The following is a 21,758-nucleotide window of genomic DNA, read 5'->3' on the forward strand; positions in this document are numbered from 1 at the left end:
CTCTAACGGGTACAGTTTAAGCATGCTGTCAGCCTTTTTAGATTAGCAAAATAGTTGAATATCTTGTTAACGGTTATAATGATAGTGGAGTTGATTAGGATGAATGCGAAGGAGATATCCACACGGATCGATGTTCTTGATTATTTACGGGGATTTGCACTAATGGGGATTATCCTGGTTAACATCATTCCATTATTGTCAGTAAGATTACCCAATCCCCATACAACTGATGCATCCTACTTGAGGTTTTTATACTTATTGGTGGAAGGTCGCTTTTATACGATCTTTACCTTTTTGTTTGGTGTGGGGTTTTATATATTTATCTCCAGGGCAAATGCGAAGGGGAAAAATGGCTATGTTTTGTTTTTGCGGCGAATCCTCGTGTTGTTTTTCTTTGGGTTAGTGCATGTGCATTTTCAACCAGGGGAAGCATTAACGGTTTACGCTATTTGCGGTCTGATTATTTTACCCTTTTATAAAGCGAACAAGGTTGTAAATCTTGTTTTTGGAATGGTCATGTTGCTGGTCCTAAGTTTGTATGCTCAGAAAATGTTTATGGTGGTTCCATTGATGTTGTTAGGAATCGCCGCCGGGCAATATCGGATGTTTGAGCGAATATCACAACATTTAAAGCAAACTGTTATTTTTACTGGCATAATGTTTGTATTAAGTGTGGCAGGTCTTATTTATCAATATCAGCATGCCCCGTTTATGTTTGGATCGGATGGGGATTTCAAAGATACGCAACGATTCTTAAGGATTGGAATCTCGCTCGGTCCGATGGTCTCTGCCCTTTATGTCGGGGTACTGATTTTGCTTCTGAATTTCCCCGTTGTTCGGCAGGTTCTGTCACCTTTAAAGAGCTATGGACGGATGGCGTTGACAAATTATGTTTCACAAACGACCTTTATCCTAGTTGCGGGGAAGTTGCTGGATTTATTTGATCATATCACTTATTTACAATCACTTTATTTTTGTTTAGCTATTTATGTCATTCAACTTACGTTCAGTGCGATTTGGCTGCGCCACTTCAGCTTCGGCCCATTGGAATGGGTGTGGCGCACGTTGACCTATTTCGAATTCCCGCCAATGCGAAAAACTAGAGTATAGAGAGCAAACGCCCTCCGCTTGATGGGGGATACTAAAGAATGTCAGTCCTCTAATGTTTAAAGCTGGAGGACTGACTCGATTTTTGTTACAGCTTATGTCTGGAGACACTGTTATTTTTCAATATCCACATCGTGTTCCTTTGCTAATTTATCCAATTTAGTTTGATAATCACGAATATGTTTACGCGCGTCAGCCAACATCTCATTGGCCTTTTGGATCAAATTGGCGTCCTGTTCTTCTAACGCCTGTTTAATTATTGCAAAGGCTTTAAACTGTATATCCGCCCCTTCAATATATATTTCGTGGATTTCTCTTACCTCATCTGTTTCAATCTTTACAGAATCTAGCTCTTTAATAAATTCGTTGTAATTTGGAATAACATCATTATTTAAGACATCGTACATTGTTTGATCATCCTGATAGTTTGTACCCGAAACCCCTTCATAGGCTGAAACGGCAGCCCTCTCTAATTTCCCCGCTTCCTTCATTTCTTTATTTACATAATTAAGTAAATCATCTTGCACAGGATCACTGGAGCAACCAGACAATAAAATCAAAATGGGTAGGATTATAGCCAATATCCATTTTTTCAATACATTCACCTCCTAATGCCCAATTTATGAGGGTTAGGAAGTCCATTATGAGTGTGGAAAATATTATTTTATTAATCATCACGTGGCTTTATGTAGTCTTGTTTAGGAAATGCAGCTCTTCAGTAAATGTTTTATTTTGGTAATCTTACTGAAAAAAGTTCTCAATTAGACGTTGACTTCAAAATTCAGAATGTTAAAATCAAATTTATAAATAATTGATAATGATTTTCATTATCAGTATTGGAACGCTAGAATTATAGAAATGATGGGGACAGTTATGAAGAAACGGTATTTACTATTAGCTTTATTCATCTTATCCGCATCTTCACTATTTGTTGGTGTTAGCAGTCTCTCACCAGTAGACTTGCTAGACTTTCAATCAGAGGAGAGGCAAATTTTCTTGGTGAGCAGAGTGCCGAGACTTGTTGCGATACTACTCGCGGGAGCAGGGATGAGTATTGCTGGATTGATTATGCAGCAACTTAGCCGCAACAAATTTGTATCGCCGACAACAGCCGGAACATTGGACGCTACTCGTCTGGGGATTCTGGTTTCGATGTTGCTATTTGCAAATGCGTCTATGCTTGAAAAAATGGTCGTAGCCTTTGCCTTTGCGCTTGCCGGTACATTTTTATTTATGCAAATTCTAGATCGAATTAAGTTTAAAGATGCTATTTTTATTCCGCTTGTGGGACTCATGTTCGGCAATATTTTATCATCCGTCACGACTTTTTTTGCTTACCGAGCGGATGTGATTCAAAATATGTCCGCCTGGCTCCAAGGCGATTTTTCAATGATCATGAAAGGTCGTTATGAACTCCTCTACATAAGTATTCCAATTTTAGTCATCGCCTATTTTTATGCCAATCGCTTTACAGTGGCTGGGATGGGGGAAGATTTTTCGAAAAACTTAGGTCTTGCCTATCGAAGTGTGGTAAATATCGGGTTGACACTCGTTGCTCTAATTACGGCATCAGTGGCCCTGACCGTCGGTATTATCCCATTTCTAGGTTTAATCATTCCAAATATCATCTCCATTTTCAAAGGAGACCATCTACAAAAAACGTTACCGCATACAGCGCTTCTAGGGGCCATTTTCCTGATAGTTTGCGATATTTTAGGGCGGGTACTCATTTATCCCTATGAGATTTCGATTAGTCTCATGGTTGGTGTGATTGGCAGTGGGATTTTCTTATACCTGCTGTTTAGGAGGAAAGCCTATGCGTAATTCCATGAAAATGGCCGGTCTCATATTGATTGCTGCGGGCTGTTGTGCAATATATCTCATACATGATTTAAATGGAAGCTTTGATTATGCTTTGCCAAGGCGCTTTACGAAGGTACTTGCCATGGTTTTGACGGGCTTTACCATCGCTTATGCGACAGTAGTTTTTCAGACAATTTCGCATAACCGCATTTTAACACCGAGCATCATGGGGTTAGATGCCCTTTATTTATTATTACAAACGGTGATTATATTCTTTCTTGGTTCTTCGCATATGATTGTCGTCAATAAACAAATAAACTTTTTACTTTCTGTAGCCGTGATGATTTTGTTTGCCCTTTTCTTATATCGATTCTTATTTAAAAAAGGTGGCCTGCCTATCTGCTTTTTATTGCTAATTGGAATTATTGTCGGGACCTTTTTCTCCAGTATCTCGACGTTTTTACAAGTGTTGATTGATCCGAATGAGTTTCTGATAGTTCAAGATAGGATGTTTGCTAGTTTCAATAATATCAACTCAGACTTAGTGTGGATGGCAATGGTCACTATTGTATTTGTACTGATTTACGCCTGGAGGTATGTCAAGTATCTCGATGTTTTATCGCTCGGTCGGGAGATGGCTATTAATCTAGGTGTTCCCTACGATTCGATTGTGAAACAAATGCTTGTCATTGTCGCGATATTCATTTCAATCTCGACGGCGCTCGTCGGACCGATTACCTTTTTTGGCCGAGAAAAACATGAACTTAATTGGTGAAATGTTTGGAAAAGAAGATAAGGTGGCAAGTGAATTAAAAGACATTAAAGCTAGTATTGAAAAGTTAAATAAACAGGCTTCAGCACTTGATAAGAAAGGTCTAATTCTTTTAGCGAATGAAGGGAAAGTCAGTGCCTACGGACCAAGTTCCCGTTTGGGCTTAATCCATGATGTATTTGGGTTTGGTGCTGCTGATCAAAAAATTGAAGTATCAACTCATGGACAGAGCATTACGTTTGAGTACATTATGGAGAAAAACCCTGACGTATTGTTTGTTATTGACCGTGCGACAGCAGTTGGCGGAGAAATTGGCGCAAAGGAAATTATTGAAAATGAGTTAGTTAAAAAAACTGCTGCCTTTAAGAATGATAAGATTATCTACCTAGATGCAGACACATGGTACCTAAGCGGTGGAGGCTTAAAATCTGTCAAATCAATGGCCAAAGAAATTGAGGCAGCATTATAAAACAAGAAACAACCCAACAAACGCTTGGACTTAAGCTCCGAGCGTTTGTTTTTATGAACTAAAGCAGCTTAAATTGTCCGCGTGGGACGGACATTTGGGCTAAGTGTCTTTCGGTGGTGCCTGACACCATTTTGTAAAATACTTCTTTTCTTTATCGAAAAACTCTGTAAAATGGAGATTAAGAGTATAATTGATGTGTTTGGAGAGATCTCTATGTCGAAGAGTTTCCCGATTTTTACGAAAGAGTATGAATCTGTGGTTTATAATCCAGATGATTTAATTGACTTATTTCTTGACTGTACCGCAGACGCCATTTGTATGGTCGATATGGAAAATCGGTTTATTCGAGTGAACCATGTGTATACGAAGATATTTGGCTATACAGAGGACGATGTCATCGGAAAAAGAGTTGAAGAATTTTCCAATCCTGACATTGTGCATGATATTATTGAATCAGTCAAAAGTGGTGAAGCATATCCTGATATGGTTACCCAAAGATACCATAAAGACGGAAGCATACTTGATATTGCTGTTTCCTATTCTCCCTTTCGAAATTCATGTGGGGAAATTATTGCTGTTATTGCAATCTTTCGCGATATAACAGAGCATATAAATATTGAAAGAGAATTAAAAAAGACACGTGAACTGTACAAGCTTATAACTGAAAATACATCGGATATGATTAAGGTCTATTCGAGAGATAAAAAGATTGTCTATGCATCTCCTTCTCATGAAAACGGAATTGGATATACTCCTGACCAGTTAATAGGTAAAACCGTATACGATCTTATCATGCCTGAGGAAATAGACCATTTTGACAGAGTTTATCAAAGGTTAATAGAAACAAAGGAACCTCAACTGCTACAAACAAAGTTGCAAAAAGGTAATAAGGAAGTAATATACTCGGAGACCACTATTTCTCCAATTTTTAATGAACAAGGAGAAATTGATTCCTATGTGACGGTGGGAAGGGATATTACAGACCGGGTAAAAAATGATGATGCCCTCCGAAATTTAGACCGGCTTTCGATTATTGGCCAATTAGCTGCTGGAGTTGCTCATGAGATACGAAACCCATTGACTTCATTAAAAGGATTTTCAAAGCTGTTGAAAGATACCACGAACAAAGAAAAACAAGGTGATTATTTATCAATCATCATGAACGAATTAGATCGTATTGATATGATTGTGAATGAATTTATGTCGTTGGCAAAACCTCAAGCCATTCAATTTGATCAAGAAAATCTAAATTCAATCATAGAAAGCACGGTTAATATTCTTCATCCACAAGCTTTATTACATAATGTGCAAATAACCAACCATTATCAAAATGATGATATTGATTTGCTTTGTAATCCCAATCAGTTGAAACAGGTTTTTGTTAATTTTTTAAAAAATGCAATTGAATCGATGCCGTTTGGTGGAAAAGTCAAAATTCATGTTCAAAGGGTAGAAGGCAAACGAGTGCAGATTAGCTTTTCGGATGAAGGAATCGGCATTGACGGAGAACTTATGCGCTATTTGGGAACTCCGTTCTATACAACCAAGGATAAAGGAATCGGACTTGGCCTAACTGTCAGCAACAAAATCATCCAGGAACATAATGGTACTATGAAAATCGACAGTCAACCTGGGAAAGGTACCACTGTAAAAGTTGAACTGGAATGCTTTTAAAAAGGATGTAAAAAAAGGGTGTCAGGCATCATTAAGGGACAATTGTCCCTTGTGGTGCCTGACACCCTTATTTGGTGTAACGATTTGCATAGCTAGAAGCAACAAAGGCATTTGGTTTGATTTTCGGTTCAACCCCCATCGATTCGATTCTCGTTACCATTTCTTTTACAAACTCACTCGTCTTGTTTCGTTTCCCAGCACCGATATCAATGTGTCCCTCCATTGTGAAGGTTGCTCCTTTATATATATAGGGGAGGACAAGATTGATTAACTCATTTTTCCTTTCTTCGTTGAACATCGAAACAATTTCCTCAGTTAACGACAATTCAAGGGAAATCCGTTCATGTAAGTGAGTCATTTTTCTTGGAATAATGACCTTCCTTATGCACGCCCATACTCCTTTTCCTTTATTTTGAATCACAATTCCTGTGATAAAAACAGTTGTGGATCTATGGACTTGAGAATCTGTGCCAACCATTAGTCGATAGTTCCCACTTGGATCTAACTTCATGAATGTTACAATCCGTTCAAAGACTTGTTCGAACGACAGCCCATTCTCCTGAAGATTTTGAAACAAATCGTGATAAGCCCCGTCTTTTTTCATCTTGAAGCACCACATCTTTCCTTTCCAACTAAAAAAATTTAGTCTCGACTCTTACTCCTATCTTATGGAAAGTGATTTATTGTCGTGCAGCCATTGAAAGTATTCGATCTTTATTGAAATGTATGTAGATAAGTGAGCAAAAATGCATGGGTGTGACACCTTAGGGTGTCAGGCACCGTCCGTGGACAAATGCTTCATTTGTCCGTCCTGTGAGGACAGCGCGAAGGCTGCTCGGTATTGATTCGGTTTTGAATTATGCCCAATTAACAACGGAAAATGGAATCTGCTAACCCTATATAGAAATTAATAGCGATGAAACAACCTTTTTTTTAAAAACAATTATTTGCCTAACAATATTTGTGCCAGTCCATCATTAGATAAAGAAACGAGATTTAATCTAGATAGGGATGGATGGAAATGGCAAAGAGAAACCGAGGGAAAACAATCAGCTACCTGCCTTCAAATGGCCGGGGAACCTGCCCGCTGTGTGAAAGGACAAGAATCAAGCTACTATATACGCATACAACAGAAACAAACCAAACCATCAAAGTTTGCAAAAACTGTCGGGATAAATAAACAATGGTGTCAGGCACCGCTCGTGGACATTTGTCCTTTTGCGGTGCCTGACACCTTTTTCTTTTTTTAGTGATATCGGGCAAAGGGGGTCGTACACTCATTTTTTAAAAGGATATTAACACTAATTGTCGAATAAACTTAACTGTAGTGCAATTAGCCTAAAGAGGTTGTGAGCGTGTAGTCCCAAATAAATAGATGTTAAAGGGGTGGGATGGATGGCGAAGCGGATTGTAAAACAGCATGAATTAAATTTTTTGAAGCGGGAGCTTAGGTTCTTAGAAGATTCAGAGATTCTTCCTGCAGGAAAGGCCAATGAGATAGATGAGATTTACGAGGTACAGAGACTTTCTTTCACAAAAACACTTTTGTATGTTGGTTCTATTTTGATTGGAGCGGGGGTACTCAGTTTTATCGCGAGTAATTGGGATGAGATTGGAAAAACAGCGAAGCTCCTGTTAATCATCGCGCTTTTCGTTGCCAGTAATCTGGCAGGATTTAAAATGGAAAGGAACTATCCAAAGACATCTAAAAGCCTTTATTATGTAGGTGTTCTTGTGTTTGGGGCGGGGATTTTTCTTGTGGAGCAAATGTTTCATCTCGGAACAAATTCACAAAATGCTTTTTTATGGTGGTCGCTTGGCATTTTGCCGTTGGCATGGGTATTACGGGATAAATGGATCCTACTAGCATCTTCCCTTTTTGTCCTCAAATACATGCAGGATGGACAATATCTCGAAGGGGTAAATATCCCGTATTGGACACTGCTTTGGATTGCCGCCATTTATTTACTTAATGAAAAAATAGGGTTTTCAAAAGTAACTGGATTTGTCGCTGGCTTATTATCGCTAGCATTTATCGGGACGGTCATTAGCTTTTTTGTCAACCGCTATGACTATACTGATTTTCCTTACGTGTATGGATTAATCTATTTGGTCATAGGCGTGGCTCTAGTCCTCTCAAGAGGGAGAATTAGAGACATTTACGTTGTCTTGGGATACCTCGTTCATGGTGCCGCAGCGCTATTGTTATCTTTTGAAGATACCTGGCCAATGGATTGGATGTATATTCCTTTTTCGGTCATCTATGTGCTCTATGTATTGTACTTAATTAAAAAAGGAAGTTTGCTCAGTATCATTATTTTATGCGTGATGATCTTCCGTTTTTACTTGGATTTATCCTTTGAGTTTTTGCCGAAATCGTTCGTATTTATTATAGGAGGATTCCTGCTCCTAGGTTTCGGTTTTTATTTTGAAAAACAAAGGAAAAAAGGGGTGAGTGTGCATGAATAAGCGAGCAAAGCAGTTGGTTTTGGCCTGTTCCGTACCGGTGCTGATTTTGTTAGGCATGTGCTTCACGCCCCTCTATACCATGTTAACGGGAGTGGATATGATTCTCCAAACCAAACCGTTGGACCCATCCGACCTATTTCGAGGTGATTATGTGACCCTTCAATATGAAGCTGAAGAAGTCCCGATAAGTTTGGTGGATAAGGCTGTGGTCTCACGATTGCAGGACCAGGGGGGACAGTTTGAAGTATTCGTTCTTATGGAGAAAAAGGACGGAGTCCACACCCCCATTAAAGTCAGCCTTGAAAAACCTGATAAGGGAATATTCCTAAAAGGAACAATAAACTATATTGATAAAGGCAACCAAGGACAAGAAATTGCCTTCATTGAGTACAATCTGGATAAATACTTCCTAGAGGACAACACCGGGGCAGAATGGGAAAAAGCCTCTGCTAAAGGAGAAATACTAGCCAAACTAAAAGTAAACAACGGCTATGCCGTCCTGACCGATATCACAACCAAGTAATTGTGGTGTTAAAAAGTTGGTGTCAGGCACCGCACGTGGACAAAACTGCCTTTTGTCCACGTGGAGAGGACACAGGTCCTTTTCGGTGCCTGACACCTTTTTCGTTCCGATTGTTAACTTGAATTAAAATTGAGTTGACAATATAGTAAGTAACCATATATTTTAATATTATAACAATTAATATTGGGGTGGGAGAATGAAGAAAAAATTAAGAGCGTTGGATATAACACTAGTGGGGATGTTTGTGGCATTGATGGCGATTGGGGCAAACCTAACCTCGTTTGTGCCTTTTATGGTGGTGGGAGGAGTTCCAATTACATTCCAAACCTTCTTTGCAATCTTAGCAGGGGCTATCTTGGGGAGCCGGTTAGGATCCATAGCGATGGCGGTTTATATGCTAGTTGGCTTTGCGGGCGTTCCTGTTTTTGCTAAATTTGGGGCAGGTCCATCCACAATTTTTAGTCCTACCTTCGGCTTTATTCTATCGTATATTTTTACAGCGTTTATCATTGGAAAAATCGTTGAGAAGAAGAAAACTGTCGCAGCCTTTATCATCGCCTCCTTAATCGGAATGGCGGTAAACTACTTCTTCGGTACTAATTGGATGTATTTTGCCTATAAGCTTTGGGCAGCTGCACCAGAAGGATTCACCTACAAAATGGCCTGGTTATGGATGGTTGCTCCACTGCCAAAAGACATAATCTTAGCCGTCCTTGCCGGAATCATGGCCCACCGACTAGAAAAAACCGTCCTTTCAAAAGGACAATTTAAACATCTAAAGCGTGTTTCTTAAGGGCATCAAGTTATAAACAAACTAAGGGTGTCAGGCACCGCTCGTGGACATTTGTCTTTTAGCGGTGCCTGACACCTTTTTTTGTGACACCTTTTTGTGACACCCTTTTTCGAAGTAATTGCTTGATACGAAACTTTTAGATTATTCGGATGTTATACATATAATTTACAAGGGCATTTTGATATAATTCAGGAATAATGGATTTATATATTGATAGAAGTTATTACAGAATGGGTGATTACAATCATCAGGTCACGATTGAGAAGCTTAAATACCCTGCGTAATCAGATTCTAGCTGTTTTTTTGTTTGTTATGATGATTGTTCTTGCGATTGTTTCCATTATGGTATACAACCAGGTTGGAACTTTAATGAAGGACAATGCAGAGGAACAAATTCAGCAAACAGCAGTTGAAGCAAATGGAAGAATGGAAACATTATATAGACAAGTGGACACACTGTCGAACCAATTGGCGACGAATGGTACCGTCCAGCAGCTACTGTTAGGGATCGTTGACGGGGATATCATGGATTTCGCCAAGCAGCAATCGTTAATCAAAGTCATCAATAATTTCTACGCTTACTCGGATGGGATTTCCAACTTTGAACTATTTACATCTAAGGGGAAAAGAATTTATCCTTTTGATAATAAGCACTTATCTAACCGCATTCAACCGAGATGGATCGAGGTAGCGGATAAAGAAAAGGGACGATTAGTATGGGTAGGAAAAGACCCGGCCAATACCAATTATTCTTATGCCATTAGAAGAGTGAGTTTAATAGACCGTTGGTTTTCAAACGGGGGATATTTGGTCGTTCGGATCTCTAACAGCTATTTTCAAGTAAAAGAGAACATAGAGGAACATGGAGAAAAGGGGTATATGATGCTCCTTGATCGAGACTTAGCTCCAATTACTGCCAATTATGGAATTGATATTCAGAATATGCTTCTAGAAGGACAAAAAGCCGTTACCATTAATAAAAAAGAGTTCATGATAGTAAAGGAATCGTCCAAACTGACGGGCTGGACATTGGTTATCTTAAAGCCGACGAGTTTCCTTTCAGAACGTGTCTCAGCGGTACGTCCCGTTATTTTACTATCGGGTGTAATCGGATATATCATTTTCTTTGTCTCTTCTATTTTTTTGGCGACGATGATCACGAGGCCAATTAAGCGACTAACCAATACAATGAAGAAAGCTAAGATGGATGAACTAAAGATAAATCCTGGAAGTTCCGCGTCGTTGGAAATTATTGAACTTAATAATACCTACAACCAAATGGTCGAAAACACGAATCACCTAATACAAGAGGTGTATGAAAAGGAACTGTTGCGGAGTAGAACTGAATTGAAAGCGCTTCAATCCCAAATCGATCCCCATTTTCTTTACAATACATTAAATGCCCTTTACTGGTCATTAGAAGAAAAGGGAGAAGAGGATTTGGCTGGGACAGTCATTGCAATGTCAGAGCTTTTCCGCTATACAATTGGAAACAAAAATAGTGGCGAATGGGTAACCATTCACGATGAACTTGAACATATTGAACGCTATTTACAGCTGATGAAAATGAGGCTGGGTGACCGATTGATATGGTCTATATCGGTGCGGCCAGAATACATAGATATAAAAATACCAAAGCTTATCATTCAGCCTTTAGTTGAAAATGCAATAATCCATGGAATTGAGAAAAAGAGAAAGCAAGGTGCCGTCTTTATCCATGTTGAAAAAGTGGACGACTCCTCAAATATCACGATAACCGTAAAGGACAATGGCTCAGGAATGGAGGCGGAAATGCTTTCACAAATTAATCACGCGATAGAAATGGATGGTGAGTCTTCCATTAAAGGAATGGGGATGGCGCTTACCAATGTGAATAAAAGAATTCGACTTTATTATGATCAATACAATTTGAAGCATCTATACCTAGTTAGTGAACAAGGCGAGGGAACACAGGTTACATTTGAAATTCCAGAGCTGAGGAGGTAAATAACAGATGTCTACCAAGACTATTTTAATCGTCGATGATGAGCAAACAACAAGACAAGGCTTGAAAAAAACACTGGAAATATGGTCCGCGGGAAAATATGAAATAATAAGTGCTACTGATGGACCTGAGGCATATGAGCTATTTGGCAAACATAAAATTCACCTTCTAATTACAGATGTATGCATGCCTGAGATGGATGGTTTGAAACTGTTGAAAAACATTAAGGATAGAGGATATAAGCCCGTTGTGATGATTATTTCTGGACATCCTGATTTTGAATATGCTCAGGAAGCAATTCGTCTTGGAGTAATTAATTATCTCCTGAAGCCGTTAAGTAAACAAAAGCTAATTGAAGCAGTTGAGCAGGCATTGGAAACAGGAGCTAACATCGAAAGGGCAGACCATCTAGAAAAAGTTGCCGATCAAAAGCTACTGAATGTGGATGCTCGGAAAGACCTCTCGAATTCTCTAATTAAAGATGCAATTACATACATAAATAAAAATTTAAATAGGCAGGTCAGCTTAAAGGAAGTGGCTGATACTGTCCATTTAAATGCCAGTTATTTCAGTGTTTTGTTTAAAGAACAAACCCGTTTGACATTTAGTGAATTCTTGACGAGAAAAAGGCTGCAAATGGCCAAAAACCTGTTATTGACCACGGATGCACATGTCGAAGATATCGCCCAGCAGGCAGGCTATCAGACAGCTAAGTATTTCATTAAAATCTTTAAGGATTATGAGGGAATTACACCAAGCAAATACAGAAAAGTGGCTGTCCTTGACGAAGCACCTATCCAAAAATAGTGGAATTTCCCCCAATCGCGGTTACCTTACCGTGATTTTTTATTAGTGCTAAAATTCAGTATGTAAGCGAAAACAATTTACTGGGGGTTTTGAAATGTTTAAGAAAGCGTATACATTGTTGCTAGTACTTGCACTTCTTCTTACAGCTGGTCTTGCTGGCTGCAGTGGTTCTGACAAGGCTAGCAATGAGAGCAGTTCCAAGAAAACGATTAAATTCATGCATCTTTGGCCTGCCGGAAGCTCCAAACAACAAAATTTGATCGTGTCAGATATTATCAAGCAATACGAGGCAAATCATAAGGATGTAAAAATTGAGGTTGAAGTACTTGAAAATGAACAATACAAGAACAAAATGAAAGTTCTTTCCTCATCTAACGAGCTTCCAGATGTAGGTTTTACATGGGCAGCTGGATATATGACTCCTTTTGTTAAAGGAAAGCTTTTTTCACCACTTGACGATGTATTATCTGGCGGTTTGAAAGATTCTTTCGTTAGTGGAACAACCGAAGCATATGCGTTAGACGGCAAAACTTATGGTCTTCCACTAGAATTAAACATCGCTCCTATTTATTACAATAAAGAAATCTTCAAAAAATTTAATCTCGAAGTACCTCAAACTTACAGTGATTTCACAAATGTTGTGAAAACACTTGCTAGTAAAGGTGTAGCACCAATTGCACTTGGAAATAAAGATCGTTGGACTGGATCTCTGTGGTATATGTACCTTGCAGACCGTTTAGGTGGTTCTGTGGTTTTAAACAAAGCAATCGATCGTACTGGTTCATTTGAAGATCCTGCTTTAGTAGCAGCTGCAGATGAAATTCAAAAACTTGTAAAAGAAAATGCATTCAATAAAGGATTTAATGGTTTGTCTAATGATGAAGGAAAATCAGAATTCTTAAATGGAAAAGCTGCTATGTACCTGATGGGGACATGGGAACTTCCGAACTTCACGACAAATGAAGAAATTCCACAAGCATTCCGTGACAATGTTGGATTCTTTAAATTCCCAACAGTTGAAGGCGGTAAAGGGAACATCGACAGCTGGGTTGGCGGTCCTGGGGTTGGCTTGTTCGTATCTGAAAACTCAAAGGTTAAGCCTGAAGCAAAAGAATTTGTTAAATTTTTTGTTGAAAAATGGGGAGAGCAATCTGTTGAAAAAGCAGGTGTAATTCCAGCTACTAAAGTTGATACTACCAAAGTTAAATTACCACAACTTTATATTGATGTATTAAACGAATTGAATAAAGCTAGCAATCTAACATTATTCGCAGATGTTCAAATGAGTGCATCTGTTGCTGAAACACATTTGAATCTAATTCAATCAATGTTCGGGAAAGAAGTGAATCCAAAAGATTTTGCTAAACAACACGAAGATGCGTTAAAGGCTGACGAAGGTAAATAATCGTAACTTAGAAAAAAGGGGCATATATCTTTACTTTTGGTATGTGCCCCTTCATTTTTATCCTGTTTGCAAAGGAGTTGAATCGTAATGAATAGAGTTATGTCCAATAAAAAGATAGTTGCTCTGTATATCGCACCAGCGCTTTTTCTTATCCTTGCCTTGATTTATGTCCCAATTGTCCAAACCGGATATTTCGGCTTAATGAAATGGAATGGAATCGGAGAGATGGAATTCATTGGCTTAAAAAATTATGCCCATCTGATACAGGATTCCTTGTTTTGGAAGAGTGCCTACCACTCCTTAATACTGGCAGTTTTTTCAACACTTAGCTTGATTGGTTATTTATTCATCTCGATGATATTGGCAGGCAAAATAAAAGGAGCAGATTTGCTTAGAAAAATCTATCTGATTCCCATGCTGCTTGCATCTGTTGCCATTGCGCAACTCTGGCTGAAAATTTACCACCCTACAAATGGAATTCTAAATAGTGTTCTGGTTTCACTTGGAGTTGAAAATCCACCCGCATGGCTAGCGGAACCAGGCATCGCGCTATACGCGATTATCGTCCCGATTATCTGGCAATATGCAGGCTTTTATATTTTGATCTATTATGCAGCATTGAAAAACATCCCGGATTCCCTTGAAGAAGCTGCGAGAATTGATGGCGCTACGCCACTTCAAATTGCATTAAAAATAAAAATCCCATTAATCATGAATGTAATCAAGGTAACGATTGTTCTTGCAGTTGTCGGATCATTGAAATATTTCGACTTGATTTATGTCATGACTGATGGAGGTCCAAACAATTCCAGTGAGGTTATGGCCTCATATATGTACCATAAAGCATTTAAGGGCTTTGACTTTGGGTACGGAAGTGCTATTGGTTTCTTCTTATTAATCATCTGTTTAGTTGTTACGTATATCATAAGGAAACTTACCACACAGAATGACGATATTTATTAAAAGAGGGGGGATTTAGGTGAATACGGTGAAAACGACTGGATCTCCGGTAATCATAAATAAGGAAAAATCGAGTCTAGCGAAGAGCCCATTCCTTAATCGCGCAGCCTATGGAATTATGTACCTATTCCTTATTATCGTAGCAATTTTTCAAATCTTTCCGATCATCTGGTTATTTCTTTTCTCATTGAAAAATAACCAAGAAGTTTTTAATATGTCTCCCTTTTCCTTGCCAGCACAGCCAAAGTGGGAGAATTACCAAAAGGTTTGGACAGAGGGGAACATTAGCCAATACTTTTTCAACAGTATCACCTACACGGTAGTAGCGGTTGTATTGACTGTTATTTTAGCAAGTATGGTAACATTCGCCCTTACGAGAATGAACTGGAAGGGCAGTAAATTGGTGTTGGGCTTATTCATGGTGGGACTAATGATTCCGGTCCATTCCACATTGATTCCTTTATTCAATACTTTTACAAAAATAAACCTGATTGATAATCCGCTTTCCGTCATCTTCGCCTATACTGCCTTTAATCTGCCGATCACAATTATGATATTGCTTGGATTTTATGAGGCACTGCCAAGAGAGGTAGAAGAGGCTGCTGTTATGGACGGAGCTTCGATTAATCATATGTTTTTCCGGATTACCCTGCCAATGACTGCACCAGTTATTGCAACGGCAGCGATTATTAACATGATTTACAACTGGAATGAATTTGTTTTCGTCAACACATTTATTAGTTCAGACAGCTTTAAAACGCTGACAGTTGGAATTCAGAACTTTATCGGTCAATATACAACGGACTGGGGTGCAATTGGTGCAACACTTGTTATTAGTATCCTGCCAATTCTGATTGCATTCTTAATCTTGAGCAACCGAATTGTCGAAGGAATTGCTTCGGGTTCAGTTAAAGGCTGATTTATTATAATCTAGCAACCTATGAAAATAGGATGGAAGGTATTGAGGGAAACTAGGGATTAGAGGTGATAAACCGTGCAATTAGGAAAAACGATGGGGAAACTGTTCACTTTTTGTGAGTGGATCATGAGGCTTGCATACGTCAATCTATTATGGTTTTTCTTTTCCCTGGCAGGATTGGTTCTCCTAGGAATCATGCCGGCAACGGTGGCTCTTTTTACGATCGTCCGAAAATGGCAGTTGAAAGAAACCGACCTCCCCATTTGGAAAACGTTTCTTTCCGTTTACAGACAAGAATTCAAAAAATCAAATGGATTGGGTATATGTATCGGATTGAGTGGGGCATTTATCATTTTTGACCTTCTTTACTTGAGAACAGTAGGAGGAGCGCTCCAATTTACCTTGTTCATCCCATTACTGATTATCACAGGATTTTATGTACTTACCCTTGTTTATATTTTTCCAGTCTATGTCCATTTTGAATTAAAAACTTTGGATTATATAAAAAATGCCTTTTTCTTAAGCGTACTTAATTTCCACATGACAGTATTGATGCTGGCAGCTTCAGCAGCGATCATTTTCTTGAATTTGTACCAAACAAGCTTCATCCCATTTTTTAGTGCTGCAACGATTGCTTGGATACTGATGTTTGGAGGAAATTATAGCTTTAACCGGGTGGGGGCAAGACACTAGGTTTGCAGCAACTCTTCCAAACAAAAGAAAAATGGCGCATTCCTCATGTCATTAAGATACAGGTACAAAAATGAGCATGAATATTAGTTGATGAACAGGAGTGTTAAAAATGGCTACAATTCAAAATCCAATTTTAACGGGTTTCAATCCAGATCCGTGTATTTGCCGGGTTGGCGAAGATTATTATATTGCGGTGTCGACATTTGAATGGTTTCCAGGGGTGGGGATTTACCATTCCAAGGATCTAAAAAACTGGCGTTTAACAGCGAGGCCGCTAAACCGGCTAAGCCAGTTGAATATGATGGGGAATCCGGATTCGGGAGGAATATGGGCACCAGCACTTACCTACTGTGATGGTCAGTTCTGGCTGATTTATACGGATGTAAAGGTGGTTGAAGGTCAATGGAAGGATTGCCATAATTACCTTGCTACCTGTGAAACGATTGATGGCGAGTGGTCAGACCCAATTTATTTGAATAGCTCAGGCTTTGATCCCTCATTATTCCATGATGAAGATGGTAAAAAATATTTGGTCAACATGAATTGGGATCATCGTATGGGTCATCACAATTTTTACGGGATTTCACTTCAGGAATACAGTCCGGTAGAACAAAAGCTAGTTGGTAAGGCTGAAATTATTTTTAAAGGAACAGATATTAAACTAACGGAAGCGCCGCATTTATATAAAATTGATGACTATTATTATCTATTAACAGCTGAAGGCGGCACGAAATTTGATCACCAAGCAACCATTGCGCGCTCTAAACAACTGAGTGGTCCATACGAAGTGCATCCGGAGAACCCGCTGATCACTTCGTTCCATGCCCCGAGGATTCCTCTTCAAAAAGCGGGTCATGCTTCGATTGTACATACCCATACAGGTGAGTGGTTCCTTGTTCATTTAACTGCAAGACCATTGTCTAGAGAAGGACAGCCTTTGTTAGATCCCCGTGGCTACTGTCCACTTGGAAGGGAAACTGCGATCCAGAGACTAGAGTGGAAAAATGATTGGCCATACGTTGTCGGAGGAAACCAGCCATCTGTTGAGATAGAAGGGCCAAGGGTGGACGAAGTGAAGTGGGACAGGGACTTCCCTGAGAAAGACGAATTTGATACAGAAATGTTGAACCCTCATTTTCAGAGCTTACGGATCCCATTAGGGGAGAAAATCGTTTCATTAAAAGATAACCCTGGCCACTTGCGCCTATACGGGAAAGAATCGTTAACTTCTAAATTCACACAAGCATTTGTAGCAAGACGTTGGCAGCATTTTACCTTTAGCGCGGAGACAAAGGTTGCCTTTAACCCGAATACCTTCCAGCAATCTGCTGGCCTGGTGAATTACTATAATACACAGAACTGGACATCATGCCAGGTCACCTGGAACGAGGACAAAGGGAGAATCCTTGAACTCATGACCTGTGACAATTTTACCTTTGACCAACCGCTTCAAGGTCAAGAAATTGTCATTCCAGAGGATGTTGAATATGTGTATCTTCGTGTGGATGTGAAGACGGATGTATACCAATACTCCTTCTCCTTTGATGGTGAGAACTGGTCAGTGATTCCAGTAACATTCCACTCCTACAAGTTGTCGGACGATTATATTCAAGGCGGCGGCTTCTTCACCGGCGCATTTGTAGGCATGCAATGCCAAGACACATCAGGCCAAAACCTGCATGCAGATTTTGACTACTTTAGTTACAAAAACAACAATTAATACTATTTTACATTTAAGTTTGTTGTTGATATCAAAAAAGGTGTCAGGCACCGCTCGTGGACATTTGTCCACGAGTGGTGCCTGACACCCAGTGCGTTCACACTGATGAAGGGCTATTTTGATTTTTACAGTTGGCAAAAAACTAATCAAACGTTTGATTAAATGGGACTGAGACCATGGCAGATCTGGTCTTATTAATGATAATGAAAAAACTAATCAAGCGTTTGATTAAATGAAGTTGAGGCCATGATAGATTTGATTTTTTTAGGGAAATGGAAAAACTAATTAAACGTTTGATTAAATCGAATTAAAGACATGATAGATCTTGTTTTTAAGCAAAGTGGAAAAACTAATCAAACGATTGATTAATCGTGTCGAGGCCATGATAGATCTGGTTTTTTAAGCAAAGCGGGAAAACTAATTAAACGATTGATTATAAACAGGATCAGGCCACAGAAGTTCATTTGAGTATTTAAGCAAAGTGTAAAACTAATCAAACGTTTGATTAAATTGAATTGAAGCTATGGTACATTGGGCTTTCAAAGAAAAGTGGAAAAAACTAATCAAACGTTTAATTAAATTATGTTCAAGCCATGATACATCTGGCTTTTTAAGAAAAGCAAAAAAACTAATCAAACGTTTGATTAAATCCAAGTAGCAGTAATAAACTTAATAACACACCAGCTTAGTTGGTCTTGTATAATGAAAAAGAATTAATCAACGTTAATGACCTTCAAAAGGACACATCCTGCCGTATCATAAGCTATATTGATGAAAAGGCGTCATCCTAAAATTGGATGATGTCTTTCGAAATTTTGGCCATTCTTGCATGAATTCTAAATTACCAATAATGCCGAGCTACAAACCGAGGCCGGCGATAAATTCCCCTGTTAACAAAATCCAAACATTCTTGTTCCTCAACATAAACTGTGTCCCTCAATCCTCTATTCATATCCATATGAAACTATAATACTGTTAAAAATACTAACAGAAAACGGTGTCAGGCACCACTCGTAGACAAATGTCCACAAGTGGTGCCTGACACCGTCCTTTTTAGTTCGAATCCCCCAATAATCTATTTCAGACTCCTGCTATAAAGACGGAACATATTTGAATTGAAGTTTGGTGGAAATTTGCTTTCCGTACGCGATGACTCTCTCGATTAGGAAGTTTTTTCTTTCTTCCGTTATGTTGAAATTGACATAACCAATACTAATAGCGCCAATTAGTTCATTTATTTGGTTAAAAATAGGGGCAGCCACTGATGATGTGCCTTTCGTTCTCTCCCCATGACTCTCCCCATAGCCCTCTTTCACTATTTGATTTAATACAGTTAAAAAAGTATCTCTATCTTCTTCAGCTACTAGTTCATTTACGATTTTTTGCCTTTCAATTGAGGGCATATGGGCTAACATGACTTTATTTGCTGCTCCAATGTTTAGTGGAATGCGTAATCCTAGTTGATCATATATACGGATCGGATTTTGCTGGCAGTCAATTCTCTCAACGATTAATGATTCTAGCCCCATTGGTTTACTGAAATAAATACTCTCTTCTACCTCAAGCATTAATTTTTCCATCTCGGGGCGAATTAACCCTACAAAATCAAAGGTATCATACATCTGTAAGCCGTATTCTAACCAGGTGTTCCCCATTGAATAATGTTTTAAATTTGGATCCTGTTGTATCAGTCCATGCTGCTTCATTGATTGTAAAAGACGATGCATTGTACTTACAGGTAAGTCACACTCCTTAGATAAATCAGTAATTGAAAACCATTTCTTTGTTTCATTTCCAACAAGGACTTTGATCACCTGCATGGCTCGATCGATCGTTTGCATATCTTCATCTCCTATTTAAATTAGATATCAGTAAAAATATTAATAACTATTAATCAGTAAATTCAAAATATATTGACATGAAATTATTACTACTATAGTATCATATTATAGGTTTTCCTGTCAGGGGAAATGAATTCCACTATACGGAAAAACAAAGGAGGAACTGCTTTGGCATCATCTATGTATAAAAAACTCAATACCGTTATTGTTAAACACCCAAATGAATCCTTTATTAGTCAAGAACATTTAAAAAAGGAATGGGAAAAATTCAACTATATTCATGAACCTGATTTTTCAAAAGCACAGCAGGAATTTGAACAGTTTCTTTCTATTATTAAACAGCATGTGGACCATATTGAATTTTTACCCGCGTCAGAACGTGTAGGATTAGATTCTCTATATGCCCATGATCCCGTTAAATTTACGAAAAAGGGTGCCATTATTTTAAAATCAGGGAAAAAATTACGACAGCCGGAAGCCGAGGTGTATAAACAATTTTTAATAGAAAAGGACATTCCTATATTAGGTGAACTTACTGGTGAAGCAGTAGCTGACGGGGGAGATCTTGTTTGGCTGGATGATCGCACATTGTTAATTGGCCGTGGCTATCGAACGAATGATGAAGCAATCCGCCAAATCAAGGAAATTACTAAAGGTTTGGTGGACGAATGTATCGTTGTTCAGCTTCCGCATGACCAAGGTGAGGACGAATGTCTACATCTTATGTCTTTTATTAGTATCGTAGATGAAAACCTGGCTGTTGTTTATTCGAGATTAATGCCAGTCTTCTTAAGACAAATGCTAATCAAGCGTGGCTTTGAATTAATTGAAGTTCCCGATGAAGAATACCATCGACTAGGCTGTAATGTCCTTGCCTTGGCACCGCGAATTTGTATGATAGTTTCTGGAAGCCCTTACACTAAGCAGAAATTAATGGATGCGGGGGCAAACGTCTATGAATATGAAGGAAATGAAATCTCTTATTTAGGTACAGGTGGTCCTACATGTCTCACTTGTCCTGTTATCCGTACATAATTGAAGGAGGAAATAATATGTTTAAAACTACAATTGTCAAAACACCTGGAGAAAGCTTCATCCATGGCTTAACGACTTCTGATCTAGGGAGTCCTATTTTAGAAAAGGCACTCGAGCAGCATAAAGCTTATATTGATGCACTAAAAACCTGTGGGGTAGAAGTAACCGTCCTGACTAGTCATGAGGATTTCCCAGACTCTACCTTTGTAGAAGACACGGCAGTGCTGACACCTGAGTTTGCGGTTATTTCAAACCCAGGGGCCCCTTCACGTAACGGGGAAATTTTTGAGATGGAGCCGACAATAAAATCCCATTATGAAAACATCTATTATATCAAGTCACCAGGAACCCTTGACGGCGGCGATATTTTACAAATTGATAATCATTTTTATATAGGACTTTCTGAAAGGACAAATTTGGAAGGAGCTGAACAATTAAAGCAAATTCTTGAATTGGAACATTACCAGGCGTCTATTGTTCAACTAGAAAAGTTTTTCCACCTCAAAACAGGTATTTCTTATCTTGGAAATCATACAATTGTTGTCGCAGGTGAATTTATTGATCATCCAGATTTTAATTCCTATACAAAAATTATCGTTCCACCCGAAGAGGAGTATGCAGCGAATTGTATTCGCGTGAATGACTATGTTATCATTCCAGCAGGTTTTCCTCAAACGAAGCAAAAAATGAACGAGGCAGGTTTTCGGACGATTGAGCTCGACATGTCTGAATTTCGTAAATTAGATGGCGGCTTAAGCTGTTTGTCCCTACGTTTTTAAGGAAC

The 21,758-nt window shown here is 38.8% G+C and carries 18 protein-coding genes and 2 pseudogenes; 17 read left to right on the forward strand and 3 right to left on the reverse strand.

The features are described from left to right. Positions 1 to 99: 99 nt before the first annotated feature. Complete coding sequence (locus J7E67_RS24285; protein WP_214714244.1) at positions 100 to 1,110, forward strand: DUF418 domain-containing protein; 1,011 nt, start codon at positions 100 to 102, stop codon at positions 1,108 to 1,110. Between the two features lie 110 nt (positions 1,111 to 1,220). On the opposite strand, the gene J7E67_RS24290 is transcribed toward J7E67_RS24285, so the two are convergent. Next, positions 1,221 to 1,703, reverse strand: a complete 483-nt coding sequence (locus tag J7E67_RS24290) for a hypothetical protein (protein WP_214714242.1) — start codon at positions 1,701 to 1,703, stop codon at positions 1,221 to 1,223. Positions 1,704 to 1,980: 277 nt separating this feature from the next. Between J7E67_RS24290 and J7E67_RS24295 the strand changes: the two genes are divergently transcribed. The 4 genes and pseudogenes from J7E67_RS24295 to J7E67_RS24310 all read left to right on the forward strand — a co-directional run bounded on the left by J7E67_RS24295 (position 1,981) and on the right by J7E67_RS24310 (position 5,825). Beyond that, the gene (locus J7E67_RS24295; RefSeq protein WP_214714240.1) at positions 1,981 to 2,931 is read left to right on the forward strand and encodes an ABC transporter permease; all 951 of its coding nucleotides are present in this window, start codon (positions 1,981 to 1,983) and stop codon (positions 2,929 to 2,931) included. Then, positions 2,924 to 3,658, forward strand: a pseudogene (locus J7E67_RS24300) (iron chelate uptake ABC transporter family permease subunit); the annotation flags it as partial. The gene J7E67_RS24295 and the pseudogene J7E67_RS24300, both read left to right, overlap by 8 nt. A gap of 1 nt (position 3,659) precedes the next feature. Further along, positions 3,660 to 4,151, forward strand: a pseudogene (locus tag J7E67_RS24305) (ABC transporter substrate-binding protein); the annotation flags it as partial. A 213-nt stretch (positions 4,152 to 4,364) separates the two neighbouring features. Beyond that, entirely contained in the window at positions 4,365 to 5,825 is a 1,461-nt protein-coding gene (locus J7E67_RS24310) for a PAS domain-containing sensor histidine kinase (RefSeq protein WP_214714238.1), read from the forward strand. 67 nt (positions 5,826 to 5,892) lie between these two features. On the opposite strand, the gene J7E67_RS24315 is transcribed toward J7E67_RS24310, so the two are convergent. Then, positions 5,893 to 6,429, reverse strand: coding sequence for a ribonuclease H-like YkuK family protein (locus tag J7E67_RS24315; protein ID WP_214714236.1), 537 nt, complete (start codon positions 6,427 to 6,429; stop codon positions 5,893 to 5,895). A gap of 791 nt (positions 6,430 to 7,220) precedes the next feature. On the opposite strand from J7E67_RS24315, the gene J7E67_RS24320 reads away from it, so the two are divergent. From J7E67_RS24320 to J7E67_RS24365, 10 genes are all read left to right on the forward strand, one after another. After that, positions 7,221 to 8,294 carry a DUF2157 domain-containing protein gene (locus tag J7E67_RS24320; RefSeq protein WP_214714234.1) on the forward strand — a complete coding sequence of 358 codons (1,074 nt, stop codon included), beginning with the start codon at positions 7,221 to 7,223 and terminating at the stop codon, positions 8,292 to 8,294. Continuing rightward, positions 8,287 to 8,817, forward strand: a complete 531-nt coding sequence (locus J7E67_RS24325; RefSeq protein ID WP_214714232.1) for a GDYXXLXY domain-containing protein — start codon at positions 8,287 to 8,289, stop codon at positions 8,815 to 8,817. Before J7E67_RS24320 ends, J7E67_RS24325 begins: the two co-directional genes overlap by 8 nt. Positions 8,818 to 9,013: 196 nt before the next feature. Beyond that, on the forward strand, positions 9,014 to 9,610 hold the full coding sequence (locus J7E67_RS24330; protein WP_214714230.1) for a biotin transporter BioY: 597 nt from the start codon (positions 9,014 to 9,016) through the stop codon (positions 9,608 to 9,610). 210 nt (positions 9,611 to 9,820) lie between these two features. Next, positions 9,821 to 11,596, forward strand: a complete 1,776-nt coding sequence (locus J7E67_RS24335; RefSeq protein ID WP_251026967.1) for a sensor histidine kinase — start codon at positions 9,821 to 9,823, stop codon at positions 11,594 to 11,596. Between the two features lie 7 nt (positions 11,597 to 11,603). Continuing rightward, on the forward strand, positions 11,604 to 12,401 hold the full coding sequence (locus J7E67_RS24340) for a response regulator transcription factor (RefSeq protein WP_214714228.1): 798 nt from the start codon (positions 11,604 to 11,606) through the stop codon (positions 12,399 to 12,401). 94 nt (positions 12,402 to 12,495) lie between these two features. After that, positions 12,496 to 13,806 (forward strand): extracellular solute-binding protein, encoded by a 1,311-nt coding sequence (locus J7E67_RS24345; RefSeq protein WP_214714226.1) that lies wholly within the window; start codon positions 12,496 to 12,498, stop codon positions 13,804 to 13,806. A gap of 87 nt (positions 13,807 to 13,893) precedes the next feature. Then, positions 13,894 to 14,769: a carbohydrate ABC transporter permease gene (locus tag J7E67_RS24350; RefSeq protein WP_214714224.1), complete on the forward strand. Its 876-nt coding sequence runs from the start codon at positions 13,894 to 13,896 to the stop codon at positions 14,767 to 14,769. A gap of 16 nt (positions 14,770 to 14,785) precedes the next feature. Next, positions 14,786 to 15,685: a carbohydrate ABC transporter permease gene (locus tag J7E67_RS24355; RefSeq protein WP_374102966.1), complete on the forward strand. Its 900-nt coding sequence runs from the start codon at positions 14,786 to 14,788 to the stop codon at positions 15,683 to 15,685. A gap of 75 nt (positions 15,686 to 15,760) precedes the next feature. Next, positions 15,761 to 16,378, forward strand: coding sequence for a YesL family protein (locus J7E67_RS24360; protein WP_308160525.1), 618 nt, complete (start codon positions 15,761 to 15,763; stop codon positions 16,376 to 16,378). A 109-nt stretch (positions 16,379 to 16,487) separates the two neighbouring features. Continuing rightward, positions 16,488 to 18,098, forward strand: a complete 1,611-nt coding sequence (locus tag J7E67_RS24365) for a glycoside hydrolase family 43 protein (RefSeq protein ID WP_214714222.1) — start codon at positions 16,488 to 16,490, stop codon at positions 18,096 to 18,098. A gap of 1,091 nt (positions 18,099 to 19,189) precedes the next feature. Here the strand turns inward: J7E67_RS24365 and J7E67_RS24370 are convergent. Continuing rightward, positions 19,190 to 19,939, reverse strand: coding sequence for an IclR family transcriptional regulator (locus tag J7E67_RS24370; protein ID WP_214714220.1), 750 nt, complete (start codon positions 19,937 to 19,939; stop codon positions 19,190 to 19,192). A 180-nt stretch (positions 19,940 to 20,119) separates the two neighbouring features. Between J7E67_RS24370 and J7E67_RS24375 the strand changes: the two genes are divergently transcribed. Both J7E67_RS24375 and J7E67_RS24380 read left to right on the forward strand, forming a co-directional pair. After that, entirely contained in the window at positions 20,120 to 20,974 is an 855-nt protein-coding gene (locus J7E67_RS24375; protein ID WP_214714309.1) for a dimethylarginine dimethylaminohydrolase family protein, read from the forward strand. Between the two features lie 17 nt (positions 20,975 to 20,991). Further along, entirely contained in the window at positions 20,992 to 21,753 is a 762-nt protein-coding gene (locus J7E67_RS24380) for a dimethylarginine dimethylaminohydrolase family protein (RefSeq protein ID WP_214714218.1), read from the forward strand. The last annotated feature ends 5 nt before the right edge of the window (positions 21,754 to 21,758 follow it).

It is taken from the genome of Bacillus sp. ISL-46 (assembly GCF_018613205.1).

Bases quoted from the DNA above. Each gene is read 5' to 3' on its own strand.
- J7E67_RS24350 (WP_214714224.1), top strand. From the start codon at position 13,894: ATGAATAGAGTTATGTCCAATAAAAAGATAGTTGCTCTGTATATCGCA.
- J7E67_RS24365 (WP_214714222.1), top strand. From the start codon at position 16,488: ATGGCTACAATTCAAAATCCAATTTTAACGGGTTTCAATCCAGATCCG.
- J7E67_RS24320 (WP_214714234.1), top strand. From the start codon at position 7,221: ATGGCGAAGCGGATTGTAAAACAGCATGAATTAAATTTTTTGAAGCGG.
- J7E67_RS24345 (WP_214714226.1), top strand. From the start codon at position 12,496: ATGTTTAAGAAAGCGTATACATTGTTGCTAGTACTTGCACTTCTTCTT.
- J7E67_RS24310 (WP_214714238.1), top strand. From the start codon at position 4,365: ATGTCGAAGAGTTTCCCGATTTTTACGAAAGAGTATGAATCTGTGGTT.
- J7E67_RS24325 (WP_214714232.1), top strand. From the start codon at position 8,287: ATGAATAAGCGAGCAAAGCAGTTGGTTTTGGCCTGTTCCGTACCGGTG.
- J7E67_RS24295 (WP_214714240.1), top strand. From the start codon at position 1,981: ATGAAGAAACGGTATTTACTATTAGCTTTATTCATCTTATCCGCATCT.
- J7E67_RS24375 (WP_214714309.1), top strand. From the start codon at position 20,120: ATGTATAAAAAACTCAATACCGTTATTGTTAAACACCCAAATGAATCC.
- J7E67_RS24380 (WP_214714218.1), top strand. From the start codon at position 20,992: ATGTTTAAAACTACAATTGTCAAAACACCTGGAGAAAGCTTCATCCAT.
- J7E67_RS24285 (WP_214714244.1), top strand. From the start codon at position 100: ATGAATGCGAAGGAGATATCCACACGGATCGATGTTCTTGATTATTTA.
- J7E67_RS24330 (WP_214714230.1), top strand. From the start codon at position 9,014: ATGAAGAAAAAATTAAGAGCGTTGGATATAACACTAGTGGGGATGTTT.
- J7E67_RS24370 (WP_214714220.1), bottom strand. From the start codon at position 19,939: ATGCAAACGATCGATCGAGCCATGCAGGTGATCAAAGTCCTTGTTGGA.
- J7E67_RS24315 (WP_214714236.1), bottom strand. From the start codon at position 6,429: ATGAAAAAAGACGGGGCTTATCACGATTTGTTTCAAAATCTTCAGGAG.
- J7E67_RS24340 (WP_214714228.1), top strand. From the start codon at position 11,604: ATGTCTACCAAGACTATTTTAATCGTCGATGATGAGCAAACAACAAGA.